The sequence below is a fragment of the Clavibacter davisi genome, from assembly GCF_052751415.1.
The window spans coordinates 1727119-1742276 of the sequence record NZ_CP199882.1 but is presented as its reverse complement, the minus strand read 5'-3'; the positions used below and the strand labels follow the sequence as shown (position 1 = coordinate 1742276).

Here is a 15158-nt window from a genome sequence, read left to right as displayed (position 1 = left end):
AGGGTCAGATGGCCCGTCCGGAGTCGATGGCGTCGCGCACCCGCGCGAGGTCGGCGGCGGGATCCGCGTCCGTCGGAGCGGCGGATCCCGCGTCGGCCGGGGCGGCGACGGCCCCGGGCACGAGGCACGCGTCGCCCTCGCAGGCGGCGGCGTCGGCGGATCCGCGCATCGCGAGGAGCGGGAGCCGCGGCGTCTCCGGAGCCGCGGGCGCGACGACGGGCAGCGTGCCCGTGGCGGGAGGGACGCTCATCGCGCCGCCTCCTCGCCCGCGACGACGCGCATGGTCTCGCCGTCGCGCGCGGCCAGGGCCTCGGCGAGGGCGGACGCGAAGACCGTCGGGTCCTGCGCGCCGGAGATGCCGAAGCGCTCCTCGATCACGAAGAACGGCACTCCCTGGATGCCGTACGCGACCGCCTGCGCCTGGTCGGCCCGCACGTCGTCGAGGTGGCGGTGCGACTCGAGCGCCTCCCGCGCCGCGTCGGCGTCGAGGCCGACCTCGGCCGCGAGCTCGACGAGGTCGGGCACCCGCCCGACGTGGCGCCCCTCCGTGAAGTAGGCGGACAGCAGGCGCTCGACCATCTCGAGCTGCAGCCCGTGCGCCCGCGCGTGGTGGAGCAGCTCGTGCGCGAGGACAGTGTTGGTGTGCTGCAGCGCGTCGTAGTCGTAGTCGAGGCCCTCGGCGGCCGCGAGGGAGGTCATGTCGGCGAGCATCGTGCGGACGCGCTCGGTGGGGATGCCCTTGTGGCCGGCGAGGAAGTCGACCTCCGTGCCCTGGAAGTCGACCGGGGTGTCGGGCGCGAGCTCGAAGGACCGGTAGGTGACCTCGATCGCCGGGGCGCCGGGCGTCTGCGCGGCGAACGCCCGCGCGCCGGCCTCGAACCGCCGCTTGCCGACGTAGCACCACGGGCAGGCGATGTCGGACCAGACGTCGACGCGGAGGGCGGGCAGGGCGGAGGCGGGGGTGTCGGTCACGGGTGGGCAACCGGTCGGGAAGGCGGGGCATTCCCGCGGTGTTGCCCGGTCATGGCCGACAACTCCCCCTCCCCCTCCCCCTCCCCCTCCCCGTCCGGATCCGACGACGCCGCTCCCCGCGGACGCGCCCGCGTCCTCGCCCATGCCGCCCGCCTCGGGATCGACGTCGAAGTGGTCGACCGACCGGAGGCCTCCTCGCTCGAGGAGGCGGCCGCGGGCCTCGGCATCGATCCGTCGCACCTCGTGAAGTCGCTCGTCGTGAAGCGGCACGACGGCGCGCTGCTCATCGCGCTCGTGCCGGGCGACCGGCAGATCAGCTGGGCGAAGCTGCGCGCTCTCGTCGACGTCAACAAGCTCTCGATGCCGGCGCCCGAGGTCGCGTTCCAGGCGACGGGCTACGAGCGCGGCACGATCACGCCCCTCGGCGCGGAGGGCGACCTGCCGGTGTACGCCGACGAGCGGATCCGCGGCCGCCGCATCGGCATGGGCGCGGGCGAGCACGGCGTCTCGGCGCTCGTCGACGCGGATGCGCTGGTGACGGCGCTCGGCGCCACCCTCGGCGACATCACCGACGAGCTGACGATCCGCCGCCCCTGATCCCGCGCGAGGCGGCATCGGGGACGGCGGACCGGTCGTGCACGGAGCGGGTCAGGCGCCGATGAGCTGCCCCGCGAGGTACCCCATGAGATCGTCGAGCGGAATGCGCTCCTGCGCCATGGTGTCGCGCTCGCGCACCGTGACCGCCTTGTCGTCGAGCGTGTCGAAGTCGACCGTGACGCAGAACGGCGTGCCGATCTCGTCCTGGCGCCGGTAGCGGCGGCCGATGGCGCCCGCGTCGTCGAACTCGATGTTCCAGACCTTGCGCAGCTCGGCGGCCAGCTCGCGCGCGACCGGCGACAGCCGCTCGTTGCGCGACAGCGGCAGCACCGCGACCTTCACGGGCGCGAGCCGGCGGTCGAGGCGGAGGACCGTGCGCTTGTCGACGCCGCCCTTCGCGTTCGGCGCCTCGTCCTCGTGGTACGCGTCCACCAGGAACGCCATCATCGACCGGGTGAGGCCGGCCGCGGGCTCGATGACGTACGGGATCCAGCGCTCGTTCTTCGTCTGGTCGAAGTAGGAGAGGTCCTGGCCGGACGCCTCGGAGTGCGTGCGCAGGTCGTAGTCGGTGCGGTTCGCGATGCCCTCGAGCTCGCCCCACGCGCCGCCGGCGAAGCCGAAGCGGTACTCGATGTCGACCGTGCGGGTGGAGTAGTGCGAGAGCTTCTCGGCCGGGTGCTCGAAGAGGCGGAGGTTCTCGGGGTCGATGCCGAGGTCGGTGTACCAGGCGTAGCGCTGGTCGATCCAGTACTGGTGCCACTCGGCGTCGGTGCCGGGCTCGACGAAGAACTCCATCTCCATCTGCTCGAACTCGCGCGTGCGGAAGATCCAGTTCTGCGGCGTGATCTCGTTGCGGAAGCTCTTGCCGATCTGGCCGATGCCGAACGGCGGCTTCTGCCGCGCCGCGCTCAGCACGTTCGCGAAGTTGACGAAGATGCCCTGCGCGGTCTCGGGACGGAGGTAGTGCATGCCCTCCTGGTTGTCGACGGGGCCGAGGAAGGTCTTGAGGAGGCCGGAGAAGTTCTGCGGCTCGGTCCAGGAGCCGGGCTGGCCGGTGTCCGGGTCCTTGATGTCGGCGAGGCCGTTGACGGGCGGGTGGCCGTGCTTCGCCTCGTACGCCTCGAGGAGGTGGTCGGCGCGGTAGCGCTTGTGCGTGTGCAGCGACTCCACGAGCGGGTCGCTGAAGACCTCGACGTGGCCGGACGCCTCCCACACGCGGCGCGGCAGGATGACCGAGGAGTCGAGGCCGACGACGTCGTCGCGGCCGTTGACCATGGTCTGCCACCACTGGCGCTTGATGTTCTCCTTCAGCGCCACGCCGAGCGGCCCGTAGTCCCACGCGGAGCGCGAGCCGCCGTAGATCTCACCCGCCTGGAAGACGAATCCGCGCCGCTTGGCGAGGTTGATGACGGGGTCGAGACGCGAGGGGGTTGCCACGATTGCTCCTAGGTGGGGCCGGACTGGGTGCCCGGTCGGCGGACGACGACCGGTGGGCGGGCGCCGCGGGTCGCCGGGAAAGGCGGCCCCCAGTCTACGGGCGGGCGCTCAGTCCTCGTCGCCCGCGGTCCGGCGGTGGGCCAGCTCGACGATGCGGACGGTCTCGAGGGAGTCGCGCGGCTCGACGGGCACGGGTCCGCGTCCGCGCACGGCGTCGGCCATCGCGGCGTAGAAGTCGGCGTAGCGGCCGCGCTGGGTGGGGATCCACTCGCCCGCGGGATCGCCCGTCGCCTCGACGAGCGTGCCCCACTCCGACTCGAGCGCCTCGCCGAAGCCGGCGTCGGTCGGCGACGCGCCCCGCTTGAGGAGCGGCTCCTGCGGGTCGAGCCCGTGCACGGCGTACGCGCCGGCGGTGCCGAGCACGCGGAAGCGCGGGCCCGCGAGGGCGGCGACGCGGCTGACGGTGATGTGCGACTGCACGCCCGACTCGTGCAGCAGCGAGTAGAAGGCGTCGTCGTCGCTGGCGGATCCGTCGCGCACCGTCGCGAGCTCGGAGGCGAAGTCGACGACCGGGCCGAAGAGCTGGAGCGCCTGGTCGATGAGGTGGCTGCCGAGGTCGTAGGAGATGCCGGCGGCGTCGGCCGGGGTCTCGCGGTCCTGCCAGCGGTCGCGGACCGGGCCGCCCCAGCGCTCGAAGGTCGACTCGAAGCGGTGCACGTCGCCGAGGCGCCCCGACTCGATGAGCGCGCGCACGGTGAGGAAGTCGCCGTCGAGGCGGCGGTTCTGGAAGACGGAGAAGGGCACGCCGAGCGCCTCGGCCCGCTCGATCAGCATGAGCGCCTCGTCGACGGTCGCGACGAACGGCTTGTCCATCACGACGGCGAGGTGCGCGTCGAGCGCCTGCATGCCCTGCTGCAGGTGCGCGGAGGCGGGCGACGCGATGACGACCATGTCGAGCTCGGACGAGCGCGCGAAGAGCTCGTCGGCGGACGCCACGACGTCGGCGCCCGGGTGGCGCTCGCGCACGAGCGCGGCGCGGTCCGGATCCGAGGTCGCGACGAGCGCGACGCGGTACTCCGGGCTCGCCTCGAGGAACGGCGCGTGGAAGACGCGGCCCGCGAGGCCGTAGCCGACGATCCCGACGCGGATGGGCGCCTCGGCGGCGGTGTCGGACGGGGCTGCGGCGGAGGCGGTGTCGGGTGTGCTCACCCGATCGATGCTACTGAGCGTCCGGGTCCCGGTCGCCGTCCGTCGGGGCGTCGGGATCCTCGGCGGACCCCTCGTCGGCGTCGCCCGCGTGCGCGTCGATCGCCCCGCCGAAGCGCCGGTCGCGGTGCACGTAGCTCTCGACGGCGTCCCAGAGGTCCTTCCGCCGGAAGTCGGGCCAGAGCCGGTCGAGGAAGACCATCTCGGCGTACGCCGACTGCCAGAGCAGGAAGTTGCTCGTGCGCTGCTCGCCGGAGCTGCGGATGAAGAGGTCGACGTCCGGCACGTCGGGCAGGTAGAGGTAGCGCTGGATCGTGCGCTCGTCGACGCGCGATGCCTTGAGGCGCCCGGCGTCCACGTCCTCGGCGATGCGCTTCACGGCGTCGCCGATCTCGGTGCGGCCGCCGTAGTTGATGCACATCGTGAGCGTCATCCCGGTGTTGTCCTTCGTCATCTCCTCGGCGACCCGCAGGTCGTTGATGACGCTGCGCCAGAGGCGGGGGCGGCGGCCGGCCCAGCGGATCCGCACGTTCCAGGCGTTCAGCTGGTCGCGGCGGCGGTGGATCACGTCGCGGTTGAAGCCCATGAGGAAGCGGACCTCCGCGGGCGAGCGCTTCCAGTTCTCGGTCGAGAACGCGTACACGGACAGGTGCGTCGCGCCGAGCTGCACGGCGCCGGCGACGGTGTCGAACCACGCCTCCTCGCCCGCCTGGTGCCCGGCGGTGCGGGGCAGGCCGCGCTGGTTCGCCCAGCGGCCGTTGCCGTCCATCACGACCGCGATGTGCTGCGGCACGAGGTCGGCCGGGATCTCGGGCGGACGCTCCCCCGTCCAGTCGAGCGGCAGGTCGGTGCGGCCGGGGACCTCGGGGCGTCGGCTCATGGGGTCGTCTCCTGTGCTCGGGATCGGTCGGCGGGGTCGGCGACGGCGGTCGCGTCGTCGGGGTCGGGGTCGGCGTCGCGCGGGGTGGCCCGGACGACGGACGCGGTCGCGGCGGCGAGGGCCGCGGCCGGATCCGGGTCGGCGCCGTCGAGGTCGGGTGCGTCGAGCGGCACGGGCTGCTCCGTGGGCGGGAGGAGCTGGCGGGCGTCGCTGCGGTCGACGAGGCCGAGCGAGCGGATCCCGCGGTCGAGGTGCCACTGCGCGTACGCCGCGACGACGCCGCTCGCGCGCGCCTGGGACCGCAGCGTCGCCGCCTCGGCGTGCCGCCAGTCGCCCGTGAGGAGGGCGGACAGGAGCGCGAGGGTGTCGGGGTCGAGGCGCGGGGACCCGGGCGGGGCGGCCGCGTCGGCGACCACGCCGCCGAGCTGCACGACGAACGCGGAGTGGGGTCCGGGCGCGCCCGTGACCGCGCAGTCCTGGAAGCTGGGCGCCCAGCCCGCCATGGAGAGGCTCCGCAGCAGGTACGAGTCGAGCGTGAGGCTCGCGCCGTGCTCCCGGCGGCTCAGCGACCGGAGCGCGCCGACGAGGAGCAGGTACTGCTGGAGCGAGCCCTCGTCCTCGGTGACGCGGTCGGCCGTCTCCACCATCGCGCTGGCCGCCGTGTAGCTGCCGTAGTCGGTCGCGATGAGGGCGCCGTAGGAGGCGATGGACTCGGCCTGCGTGATGATGTCGAGGGTCCGGCCCTCGAAGAACTGCGCGTCGGCGACCATGAAGGGCTCGAGCCGCGCGCCGAACTTCGACTGCGTGCGGCGCACGCCCTTCGCGACGGCGCGGATCTTGCCGTGCTGCCGGGAGAGCATCGTGACGATCCGGTCCGCCTCGCCCAGCTTGTGGGTGCGCAGGACGACGATCTCGTCACGGTAGAGGGGCACCCGTCGATTATCCGCCCCGGACGCCGGCTCCCCCTCCGCCGCCGCGCGGGGCGGGTCCGGTCCGCCCGGCGTCACGGGTCCGGGAGCGACGCCCGCGCTGTGCTATCAAGGGGAGGCCATGCATCCCGTCCCCCTCACCATCCCGCTGTGGGCGGACCTCCTGGCGGTGAGCATCGGCAGCCTCCAGGGCGCCATGTTCGCGGCCGGCTTCCGCGACCGGCGGCTCGACCTGCTCGGGGTCGCCATCATCGGCACGGCCACGGGGCTCGGCGGCGGCCTCCTCCGCGACGTGTTCCTCAACGTCACGCCGGCCGCGCTCTCCAGCAACTGGCTCATGCTCGTGGCCGTCGCCGCGGCGCTCGGCGGGATGCTGCTCGAGCGGATCTTCACCCGCCTCGACGTCGTCATCACCGTGCTCGACGCGCTCACCATCGGCCTCTTCTGCGCCATCGGCACGTCGAAGGCCATGGCCGCCGGCGTCCCCGAGGTGCCCGCGGTCTTCATCGGCGTCGTCTCGGCCGTCGGCGGCTCGTTCGTGCGCGACCTGCTCCTCAACCTGCCCATCGCGATGATGCACGTGGGCTCGCTCTACGCGGTCGCCGCCGCCGTGGGCGCGGTCATCGTGGTGGGGCTGGCCGCGTTCGGGGTGCCCATGTGGGGCGCCGCCATCGTCTGCGTCGCCGTCACCGCGACCACGCGGCTCCTCGCGGTGCGCTTCGGCTGGAGCCTGCCGGAGCAGCGCGCGCTCAGCCGCCTGCGCTTCACGGCGCTGCGCCGCCCGCGTCCCCGCCGCTGAGGCGCCCGCGTCCCCGCAGCTGCGCCGCCCGCGGGACGCCCCCCGCGCACGATGACGGCCGGGCGTCGCCGCCCGGCCGTCATCGTGGTGGTGCCCCGCGGATCAGACCGCGGCGAGCTCCGGTTCGCGTACCGTGCGGCGGATCGCCCGGTTGACCGCGGAGACGATGGCCTCGAGCGAGGCCGTGGAGCTGTCCTCGTCGATGCCCACGCCCCAGAGGCGCACGCCCTCGACCTCGAGCTCCACGTAGGACGCGGCCAGCGCGTCGCCGCTCGCGCTGAGCGCGTGCTCCACGTAGTCGAGGAGGCGCACGTCCACGCCCTGGTCGGCGAGCACCTGGAGGAACGCGGCGATGGGGCCGTTGCCCGCGGCGGATGCCTGCCGCACCTCGTCGCCGTCGCGGAGCTCGACGTCGAGCGAGACGGATCCGCCCATGTCGCTCGAGGTGCGCGTGGAGGTCAGCTCGAACCGCCCCCACTTCTCCTCGGCGCGGTCGAGGGGCGCGGGGAGGTACTCGTCCTGGAAGATCGACCAGATCTGCGCGCTCGTGACCTCGCCACCCTCGGCGTCGGTCTTGGCCTGCACGACGCCGGAGAACTCGATCTGGAGGCGGCGCGGCAGGTCGAGCGAGTGGTCGGCCTTCAGCAGGTACGCGACGCCGCCCTTGCCGGACTGCGAGTTGACGCGGATCACGGCTTCGTAGGAGCGGCCGAGGTCCTGCGGGTCCACCGGCAGGTACGGCACGGCCCACGGGATCTCGTCGACCGTCTTGCCCTGGGCCGCGGCGTCGACGGCCATGGCCTCGAAGCCCTTCTTGATGGCGTCCTGGTGCGATCCGCTGAACGCCGTGTACACGAGGTCGCCCGCCCAGGGGCTCCGCTCCGGCACGGCCAGCTGGTTGCAGTGCTCGGCCGTGCGCTTGATCCCGTCGAGGTCGCTGAAGTCGATCTGGGGGTCGATGCCCTGCGTGAACAGGTTGATCCCGAGGGCGACGAGGTCGACGTTGCCCGTGCGCTCCCCGTTGCCGAAGAGGCAGCCCTCGATGCGGTCGGCGCCGGCCAGGTAGCCGAGCTCGGCGGCGGCGACGGCCGTGCCGCGGTCGTTGTGCGGGTGCAGCGACACGATGACCTCGTCGCGGCGGTCGATGTGGCGGCACATCCACTCGATGGAGTCGGCGTAGACGTTCGGCGTCGCCATCTCGACGGTCGCCGGCAGGTTGAGGATGACCTTGCGCTCGGGCGTGGGGTCGAGCACCTCGACGACGCGGTTGCAGATCTCGGCCGCGAACTCCAGCTCGGTGCCCGTGTAGCTCTCGGGCGAGTACTCGTAGTACACGTCCACGTCCGGGATCGTCTCCTCGTACCGCTTGCAGAGGCGCGCGCCCTCGAGCGCGATGTCGATGATCCCCTGACGGTCGGTGCGGAACACGACGTCGCGCTGCAGCACGCTCGTGGAGTTGTACAGGTGGACGATCGCCTGCTTGGCGCCGCGGATCGACTCGTAGGTGCGGGCGATGAGGTGCTCGCGCGCCTGCGTGAGCACCTGGATGGTGACGTCGTCCGGGATCGCGCCCTCCTCGATGAGGCTGCGCACGAAGTCGAAGTCGGTCTGGCTGGCCGACGGGAAGCCGACCTCGATCTCCTTGTAGCCCATGCGCACGAGCAGGTCGAACATGATCCGCTTGCGCTCGGGACTCATCGGGTCGATGAGCGCCTGGTTGCCGTCGCGGAGGTCGACCGCGCACCAGCGCGGCGCCTCGGTGATCCGGCGGGAGGGCCAGGTGCGGTCGGGCAGGTCCACCTGGATCTGCTCGTGGAACGGGCGGTACTTGTGGATGGGCATCCCGCTGGGGGCCTGCGTGCTCTTCATGGTCGTCTCCTCGTCGTGTGCGGGTCAGCCGTGACGGGACTCCGCGACGAGGAGGGCCGGATCAGGCCTCGCCGCGGCGACTAAGGAGGAGGCGGCCGGACTGCATGGGTCCACGGTACACCGGCGCCCAGGCGGTCTGCACCCGCGGCCGGGCGGCGCTCATCGGGCGGAGCGGAGCACGCGCGTGAGGTCGCGCACCGACGTGGACGGCAGGTACGCCCGGGTGAGGGCGAGCCCGATGGTGGGCAGGGCGGTCGCGTCCGGGTACGCCATGATCAGCGGCACCAGCTCCGGCTGGAACTTGCGCTTGAACTCGAGCAGCGAGCGGAACCCGTAGACCGGCTCGAGCGAGTCGGCGAGGAACTCGAGGATCCGCTCGACCGCGCTCTCCCGGCGCTCCTCCCCCGGCGCGTCCGACGCGGTGTCGGGAGACGCCGCCCGGGTCTGCGCGAGGGGCGCCGCGGAGAGGCTCATGAACTCGATGCCGTCCTCCTTCATGCGCATGGCGGAGCGGGCTATGAGGAACTCCATCACGCCGTTGATGCCGTCGGGCCGGCGGCGCATGAAGTCGAGGGTCCAGCCGATCACCACGCCGTCGCGCCTGGTGGGCAGCCAGCTCGTCGCGGCCTGGACGCGGTCGTCGGCGTCGACCGCGAGCATGAGGCGCACCTGCGGGTCGCGCAGCTCCTCGACCCCGCCGAGCGTGAAGCCCATCTCGGGCAGCTCCTTCTCGGCGACCCACTCCTCGGACATCTGGTCGATCTGGCTGGCCCACGCCAGCGGCAGCTCGGCCCACGTCGTCCACTCGGCGCGGATGCCGGCCCGGTCGGCCCGGTTGATGGACGTGCGCACGTCCTGCCACTTCTTGCCCGTGGTCTGCCAGGTGCCCGGGCGCACGACCGTCTCCTCGGCGACGACCAGGGTCTCCCAGCCCATGTCGCGGAACAGCGGGGACATCGACGCGGGGACGCTGTAGAACACCGGCGTCCATCCGTTGTCGTCGGCGAAGCGCGCGAACTGGCCGAGGACGTCGCGGAGGGCCCGCTCGTCGTGGGCGGGCGCGCCGAGCGGCGCCGCGGTCGTGATGGCGACGCTGCCCACCACGCGGTAGGCGACGACCGTGGCTCCGTCCGCGGCGATCCAGTACGAGTTGCCGGGCCAGGTGGCCATGTGCGAGAGCGAGCCGATCGCGCCGCGCTGCAGCGCCGGGCGCACGAGCGACGCGGCCCGGGGAACGGCCTGGATGCGCACGTCCGCGATGGCCCGCAGGCTCGCGATGACCAGGATGATCCAGAACACCGGTCCGACGCCGCGGTAGACGATGTCGGTGATCGGGTCCGTGGGAAGGAAGTCGAGGGACTCGCCGCGGAGGAACGAGGCCGGGATGAAGCGGTCGGGTGCCTCGGCCAGCAGGTCGTTGAGGTCCACGGTCCGGGTGAAGGCGTCGGACAGCGCGAGGCCGACCCCGACGAACAGCGCCATGAGGCCCGCGAGCGCGCCCGCGACCGTCAGGAGGAAGCGGCGGATGGCGGGGGCCGTGGAGAGGATGGTGAAGTGCCGCCGCATGAGCACCAGGACGATCGCGCTCCCGAGCGGCAGCAGCACGGACGCCGCGAGCGCGGCCACCGCCTCCGGATGCGCGGACGGGGACGCCGACAGGCGCGGCGAGACCATGTCGCGGTGCACGAGCATGCCGAAGGCGTACGCCGACAGCACGGCGAGGAGCCCGTTGACGGCGACGGCGAGCCACACCGCGAACCGGCGTCCGCGGGCGAGGCCGTAGGCGGCGACGAGGAGGGCGAGCAGCGGGGCGACGGACAGGAGGATCGGCCCGACCCCGCCGCCGATGCGCGCCAGCATGATCTCCTGCAGGCAGTCGTGGGTGAAGTCGCTCGACAGGCAGCGCGTGGAGATGGCGTCGCCCGGCACGCGGTCGTCGACGAACAGGAGGGCGATGGGCGCGAGCGGGCCGTACCGGCTCCGCGACAGCAGCGCGATGGCGGGACCGGTGCCCAGGATTCCGACGACGGTGGCGAGGATCACGCGCACCTCGTGGTGGGAGCTGCGCTGCCAGCGCGCGCCGACGGCCGGGCGGTGGAGGAGCGCTCCGGCGACCCCGCCCGCGATGATCGCGAGCAGCCGGTAGAGGTCGGACGGCTGACCCGAGTAGAGCAGGAACACGAGCACCACGACCGCGAGGACCACGCGGATCCGGCGCCGCCACAGCACCCCGGCCCACGCGCTCGAGAGGGCGAGGACGCCGGCCACCGCCGTCAGCGGATCGGCCGTCGCGATGCCGCGGACGCCGTGCGACCACAGCTCGCCGTCGACGAGCCCCTGGGCCTGCACCGCGATGCCCAGGAGCGAGCCGACGGTGCCGGTGAGGAGGAACCCGAGGAGCGTCCGCCACCAGCCCATCAGCCGCTCGGCGGCGCCGACGAGCACGAGGACGGCGAGGAGGGACACGACGAGCTCCACGGGCCCGTCCGTCAGGAAGGCCGCGGTCGCCGTGGTCCACCAGTGCCCGCGTTCGACGACCGCGACGTAGCCGGTCGCGAGGTCGTGGTGCACCGTGTGCGCCCACCGGTCCGACACGGCGGGGAGGATGCCCAGCAGCAGCACGACCACGGCGATGCCCGTGGTCGCGGGGAGGGTCAGGGTGCGCATCATCAGCGCGCGACCGGTGCCCGACAGGGTGAGGAGCGGAGGGCGCGGGCTCATCGCGAGAGCCCCAGGCGCTGGCCGAGCGCCGGGAGCGCGTCCTGGACGCAGCTGGTCACGGCTCCCCAGTCGTGGGCTCGGCCGGGGGCGAGGCCCATCCGCGTGTCCATGCCCGCGGCCTTGGCCGCGGCCGACATCTCCTCCACCTGCGAACGGAAGGCCTGGTCGTTCTCGCCCACGCAGAAGAAGGCGCTCATGTCGTCGTAGGGCGCGCGGGCCTTCATCACGGCCTCCGGCGCGGCGGCCGCGAAGAGCTCCTGCGAGCCGCCGAACCCGGCCTGGACCGTGTCGGGGCCGCGGTTGGGCGTGAGCTCGCCCGAGATGTCCATGAGCGAGCCGAAGAGGTCGGGGTGGCCGGTGCCGAACTGCGCGGCGCACGTGCCGCCCTGCGAGAAGCCGAGGACGGCCCAGGCGTCGCGATCGGGGAGCACGCGGAGGTGGCTGCGGATCCACGCCGGCACGTCCACCGTGACGTACGTCTCCGAGTTGCCGAGCGGGGAGTCGATGCACAGGGGGTTGGCGTCGTCGGCGCCGAGCTGGTCGGGGATGACGACGATGGGCGCGAGACCGCCGTGGTCGGCGGCGTAGGCGTCGAGCAGGGTGTCGAGGCGCCCGGAGTCGATCAGGTCCACGGGCGATCCGGGCTGACCCGACATCCCCACGATGACGGGGAGCTGCGGGGCGTCCGCGACGAGCGCGGCCGGCGGCAGGTACACGAACGCCTCGCGTGCGGGGAAGCCCGACTGCGTGCCGGGGATGGTCACGCTGCCGACGCGCCCGCGGTGCGGCAGGTTCTCGCGCGCCTGCCACGTCTCGTCGAGCGGTGCCGACGCGTCCCGCGTCCCCGGGTCGCCCGCGGGGAGCGGTCCGGGGAGCGCGGAGACGTCGAGGGGGCTGATCCGCGACAGGCCGAAGACCGCCGCGATGTTCGGGTACTCCTGGATGTCGTCGTTGATGCCGACGGCCGCGGCGAACGCGACGAGCGGCACGACCAGCACGGCGACGACGGTGTGCAGAGCCCGGAGGCTCCGCGGCGGGGCCGCGCGCCCCCCGATGCCCGTCACGGCGCGTCGTCCGCGGACGAGGGACACCAGCGCGAGGCCGAGGCCCATGCCTCCGACCGCCGTCCAGCCGCGGGTCGGCATCGACAGCACGACGCCGAAGAGGTCCAGCACGTCGCCCAGGAGCCACGCCAGCGCGATGCCGGAGAGCGCTCCGAGGAGGGCCGCGAGGCCGAGGACGCCCGCCGTGCGGACGGGGTCCTCGGCACGTGCGCCGCGCACCAGCCGGGCGCGTCGCGCGATCACCGCGAGGAGCACGAGTCCCACGATCGGCGCGACCGCCACCGCGGTCACGAACGACGTCGAGATGATGGGCAGGTCGGCGAGTTGCTTGAGCACGGTCTTCCTCTGGAGCTGGAGGGTGGCGATCGAATGTAGCCCACGACCATGGGCGGGGCCGGAGCCGCGCGCCGAGCGGCTACGGAGTCGGTCGCGTGCCGGTCAGCCGGTGCTCGAAGGCGAAGACCACGAGCTGCACGCGGTCGCGGAGGCTGAGCTTCGCGAGGATCCGGCTCACGTGGGTCTTCACGGTCGCCTCGCTGAGGAACTCGGCCTGCGCGATCTCGGCGTTGCTGAGCCCGCGCGCCGCGAGCACGAAGATCTCCCGCTCCCGGGAGGTGAGCGACGAGAAGGCGGGCGGCGCGACGCGCGGTTGGGAGCCGGGATCGAAGTGCTCGAGCAGCTGCCGGGTCGCGGATGCGGCGATGACGGAGTTGCCCGCGTGGACCGTGCGGATGGCGGCGAGGAGGAACTCGGGGTCGGCGTCCTTCAGGACGAAGCCGCTCGCGCCGGCCCGGATGGCGCGCGCCGCGCTCTCGTCGAGGTCGAAGGTGGTGAGCACGAGGATGCGGGGCGGGCGCTCCCCGCGCGCGTCCGCCGCGCGCAGCACCTCGGCGGTGGCGTGGATGCCGTCCATCACGGGCATGCGGATGTCCATGAGCATCACGTCGGGCCGCTGCTCGCGCGCGAGGCCGACGGCCTCCTCGCCGTTGGCGGCCTCTCCCGCGAACTCGAGGTCGGGCTGCGAGGAGATGAGCATGCGGACGCCGGTGCGGAACAGGGCCTGGTCGTCGACCAGGGCGACGCGGATGGGGGGTGTCGGCACGGGGGTCCTTCTGTCGGGGTGCGGGAGGGCGGGGCAGCGGATGCGCGGGTCGGCGGATGCGCGGGTCAGGACGCCGTCGAGCGGTCGTCGTCCGCTCGGCGGGCGGCGGCACCGCGGGCGGCGGCGGTGCGGTGCGGGCTCATGCGCGGGCTCGGCGTCGCCGTGCCCGCGGCGGCGGCCTCGGGCGGGAACAGCTCGTCGAGGGTGAGGGGCCGGCTGCGCGCGTCGGATCCGGCCGTCGCGGCGGCGCCGGGCACGGGCACGCGCGGCACGGGTCGGGTGGCCGGCGCGAACGGGACCCACGCCGAGACCGTCCACACCCCGTCGCGCACGCCCGCGGAGAACCGCCCGCCGGACAGCGTGGCGCGCTCGCGCATGCCCGCCAGGCCGTGGCCGACCGGCTGCGGGGACGTGGCGGGCGCGGGCGGCAGGACGGGCAGCGCGATGATCCCGGTGGTGGTCCGCGCGGGCCGGACCGGATCCGGCAGCGTGCGGCTCCGCACCGCGACCGACACGCCGTCGGGCTCCCACGCCAGCTCCACGTCGACGGGGTGCGCGACGTCGCCGTGCCGCAGGACGTTCGTGAGGGCCTCCTGCACTATCCGGTACACGGCGAGCTGCTGGCCGGTGCCGAACGCGCCCGGCTCGCCGGTCTCGACGACGGCGATGGTGAGGCCCGTGGAGCGCATCTGCTCGATGAGGTCGCTGAGCTCCTTGAGCTCGGGCTGCGGGCTGTCGTCGGAGCTGTGCCGCAGCTGCGCCAGGAGGATCCGGACGTCGCCCAGCGCCTGCCGCGCGGTGGTCGAGATGGTGCGGAGCGCCTGGTCGGACGCCTCCGGGTCCACCAGACGGGCGTAGCGGGCGCCGTCGGCCTGGGCGATCACGACCGCCAGCGAGTGCGCGACGACGTCGTGCATGTCCCGGGCGATGCGGTTCCGCTCCTGCTCGACGACGACGTCGTGCAGCGCGCGCGCCTGGTCGCGCTCGGCCGTCTCCTGCGCGCTCCGGCTGGCGTGCGACGCGCGCGACGCGACGACGAGGCGGCCCGCGGTCCACGACGCGAGCAGCACGCTCCACGCGCAGAGGAGGAGGAAGAGCACCAGGGTGGCGTACGCCGTCCACTCCCCCGTGCTGAAGGCGGCGCTGCCGATCGGCACCCGGCCCGACTCGTAGGAGAGGTAGAGGGCGGCCACGATCCCGCCGACGAGCGCGGAGGCGAGGCCGAGCGCGCGCACGATCCGGCCCCCGTACGCGGCGCTGCAGTACACGACGCCCGCGACGGCGAGGTCGCCGGGCTCGACGCCCACGCCCGCCCCCATCTGGATGACGGCGCCCGCCCACGCGATGGCGAGCGAGAGGCCGGGCGACAGGCGGCGCACGGCGAGGGCGGCGCCCATGACGAGCACGAGGACGAGCGAGACCGGCGATGTGGTGAACGAGAGGACGCCGAACGCGCCGGCGGCCATGACGCCGATCGAGCCGGGCGCGAGGAGCGCGACGAACGCCACGGCGAGGACGACGTCGAGGACGACCTGGTACCTCGGGATCCTGCGCAGCATGGGACCACCGTAGGGGCCGCGCC

The 15158-nt window shown here is 73.6% G+C and carries 12 protein-coding genes and 1 pseudogene; 2 read left to right on the top strand and 11 right to left on the bottom strand.

Annotated elements, in window-relative coordinates; all coding sequences use genetic code 11:
• Positions 1–4: 4 nt before the first annotated feature.
• Both ACU4ZT_RS08280 and ACU4ZT_RS08275 read right to left on the bottom strand, forming a co-directional pair.
• Positions 5–250: a hypothetical protein gene (locus ACU4ZT_RS08280; protein WP_063071930.1), complete on the bottom strand. Its 246-nt coding sequence runs from the start codon at positions 248–250 to the stop codon at positions 5–7.
• Positions 247–972 (bottom strand): DsbA family oxidoreductase, encoded by a 726-nt coding sequence (locus ACU4ZT_RS08275; protein WP_270981585.1) that lies wholly within the window; start codon positions 970–972, stop codon positions 247–249. The genes ACU4ZT_RS08280 and ACU4ZT_RS08275 overlap by 4 nt, the downstream gene beginning before the upstream one ends.
• Before the next feature lie 51 nt (positions 973–1023).
• Between ACU4ZT_RS08275 and ACU4ZT_RS08270 the strand changes: the two genes are divergently transcribed.
• Positions 1024–1569, top strand: coding sequence for an aminoacyl-tRNA deacylase (locus ACU4ZT_RS08270; protein ID WP_445337006.1), 546 nt, complete (start codon positions 1024–1026; stop codon positions 1567–1569).
• A 51-nt stretch (positions 1570–1620) separates the two neighbouring features.
• Here the strand turns inward: ACU4ZT_RS08270 and ACU4ZT_RS08265 are convergent, their stop codons facing one another.
• The 4 genes and pseudogenes from ACU4ZT_RS08265 to recO form a co-directional block, all read right to left on the bottom strand.
• The gene (locus ACU4ZT_RS08265) at positions 1621–3006 is read right to left on the bottom strand and encodes a glycine--tRNA ligase (protein WP_063070259.1); all 1386 of its coding nucleotides are present in this window, start codon (positions 3004–3006) and stop codon (positions 1621–1623) included.
• A 108-nt stretch (positions 3007–3114) separates the two neighbouring features.
• On the bottom strand, positions 3115–4215 hold the full coding sequence (locus tag ACU4ZT_RS08260; protein WP_445337005.1) for a Gfo/Idh/MocA family protein: 1101 nt from the start codon (positions 4213–4215) through the stop codon (positions 3115–3117).
• Between the two features lie 10 nt (positions 4216–4225).
• On the bottom strand, positions 4226–5092 hold the full coding sequence (locus ACU4ZT_RS08255) for an isoprenyl transferase (protein ID WP_445337004.1): 867 nt from the start codon (positions 5090–5092) through the stop codon (positions 4226–4228).
• Between the two features lie 218 nt (positions 5093–5310).
• Positions 5311–6024: pseudogene (gene recO / locus ACU4ZT_RS08250) on the bottom strand (DNA repair protein RecO); the annotation flags it as partial.
• 118 nt (positions 6025–6142) lie between these two features.
• On the opposite strand from recO, the gene ACU4ZT_RS08245 reads away from it, so the two are divergent.
• Positions 6143–6820, top strand: coding sequence for a trimeric intracellular cation channel family protein (locus ACU4ZT_RS08245; protein ID WP_445337003.1), 678 nt, complete (start codon positions 6143–6145; stop codon positions 6818–6820).
• 102 nt (positions 6821–6922) lie between these two features.
• Here the strand turns inward: ACU4ZT_RS08245 and leuA are convergent, their stop codons facing one another.
• The 5 genes from leuA to ACU4ZT_RS08220 all read right to left on the bottom strand — a co-directional run bounded on the left by leuA (position 6923) and on the right by ACU4ZT_RS08220 (position 15135).
• Complete coding sequence (gene leuA, locus ACU4ZT_RS08240; RefSeq protein ID WP_414747962.1) at positions 6923–8689, bottom strand: 2-isopropylmalate synthase; 1767 nt, start codon at positions 8687–8689, stop codon at positions 6923–6925.
• Positions 8690–8848: 159 nt separating this feature from the next.
• Complete coding sequence (locus ACU4ZT_RS08235) at positions 8849–11410, bottom strand: bifunctional lysylphosphatidylglycerol flippase/synthetase MprF (RefSeq protein ID WP_081234746.1); 2562 nt, start codon at positions 11408–11410, stop codon at positions 8849–8851.
• On the bottom strand, positions 11407–12810 hold the full coding sequence (locus tag ACU4ZT_RS08230) for an alpha/beta hydrolase (protein ID WP_063070265.1): 1404 nt from the start codon (positions 12808–12810) through the stop codon (positions 11407–11409). Before ACU4ZT_RS08230 ends, ACU4ZT_RS08235 begins: the two co-directional genes overlap by 4 nt.
• Positions 12811–12889: 79 nt before the next feature.
• Positions 12890–13576: a response regulator gene (locus ACU4ZT_RS08225; RefSeq protein WP_063070266.1), complete on the bottom strand. Its 687-nt coding sequence runs from the start codon at positions 13574–13576 to the stop codon at positions 12890–12892.
• Between the two features lie 65 nt (positions 13577–13641).
• Positions 13642–15135, bottom strand: a complete 1494-nt coding sequence (locus ACU4ZT_RS08220; RefSeq protein ID WP_445337002.1) for a sensor histidine kinase — start codon at positions 15133–15135, stop codon at positions 13642–13644.
• Positions 15136–15158: the final 23 nt, after the last annotated feature.

Excerpts from the sequence above, each read along its gene's own strand:
- ACU4ZT_RS08280 (WP_063071930.1), bottom strand. The coding sequence starts at position 250 with ATGAGCGTCCCTCCCGCCACGGGCACGCTGCCCGTCGTCGCGCCCGCG.
- ACU4ZT_RS08270 (WP_445337006.1), top strand. The coding sequence starts at position 1,024 with ATGGCCGACAACTCCCCCTCCCCCTCCCCCTCCCCCTCCCCGTCCGGA.
- ACU4ZT_RS08255 (WP_445337004.1), bottom strand. The coding sequence starts at position 5,092 with ATGAGCCGACGCCCCGAGGTCCCCGGCCGCACCGACCTGCCGCTCGAC.
- ACU4ZT_RS08245 (WP_445337003.1), top strand. The coding sequence starts at position 6,143 with ATGCATCCCGTCCCCCTCACCATCCCGCTGTGGGCGGACCTCCTGGCG.
- leuA (WP_414747962.1), bottom strand. The coding sequence starts at position 8,689 with ATGAAGAGCACGCAGGCCCCCAGCGGGATGCCCATCCACAAGTACCGC.
- ACU4ZT_RS08235 (WP_081234746.1), bottom strand. The coding sequence starts at position 11,410 with ATGAGCCCGCGCCCTCCGCTCCTCACCCTGTCGGGCACCGGTCGCGCG.
- ACU4ZT_RS08220 (WP_445337002.1), bottom strand. The coding sequence starts at position 15,135 with ATGCTGCGCAGGATCCCGAGGTACCAGGTCGTCCTCGACGTCGTCCTC.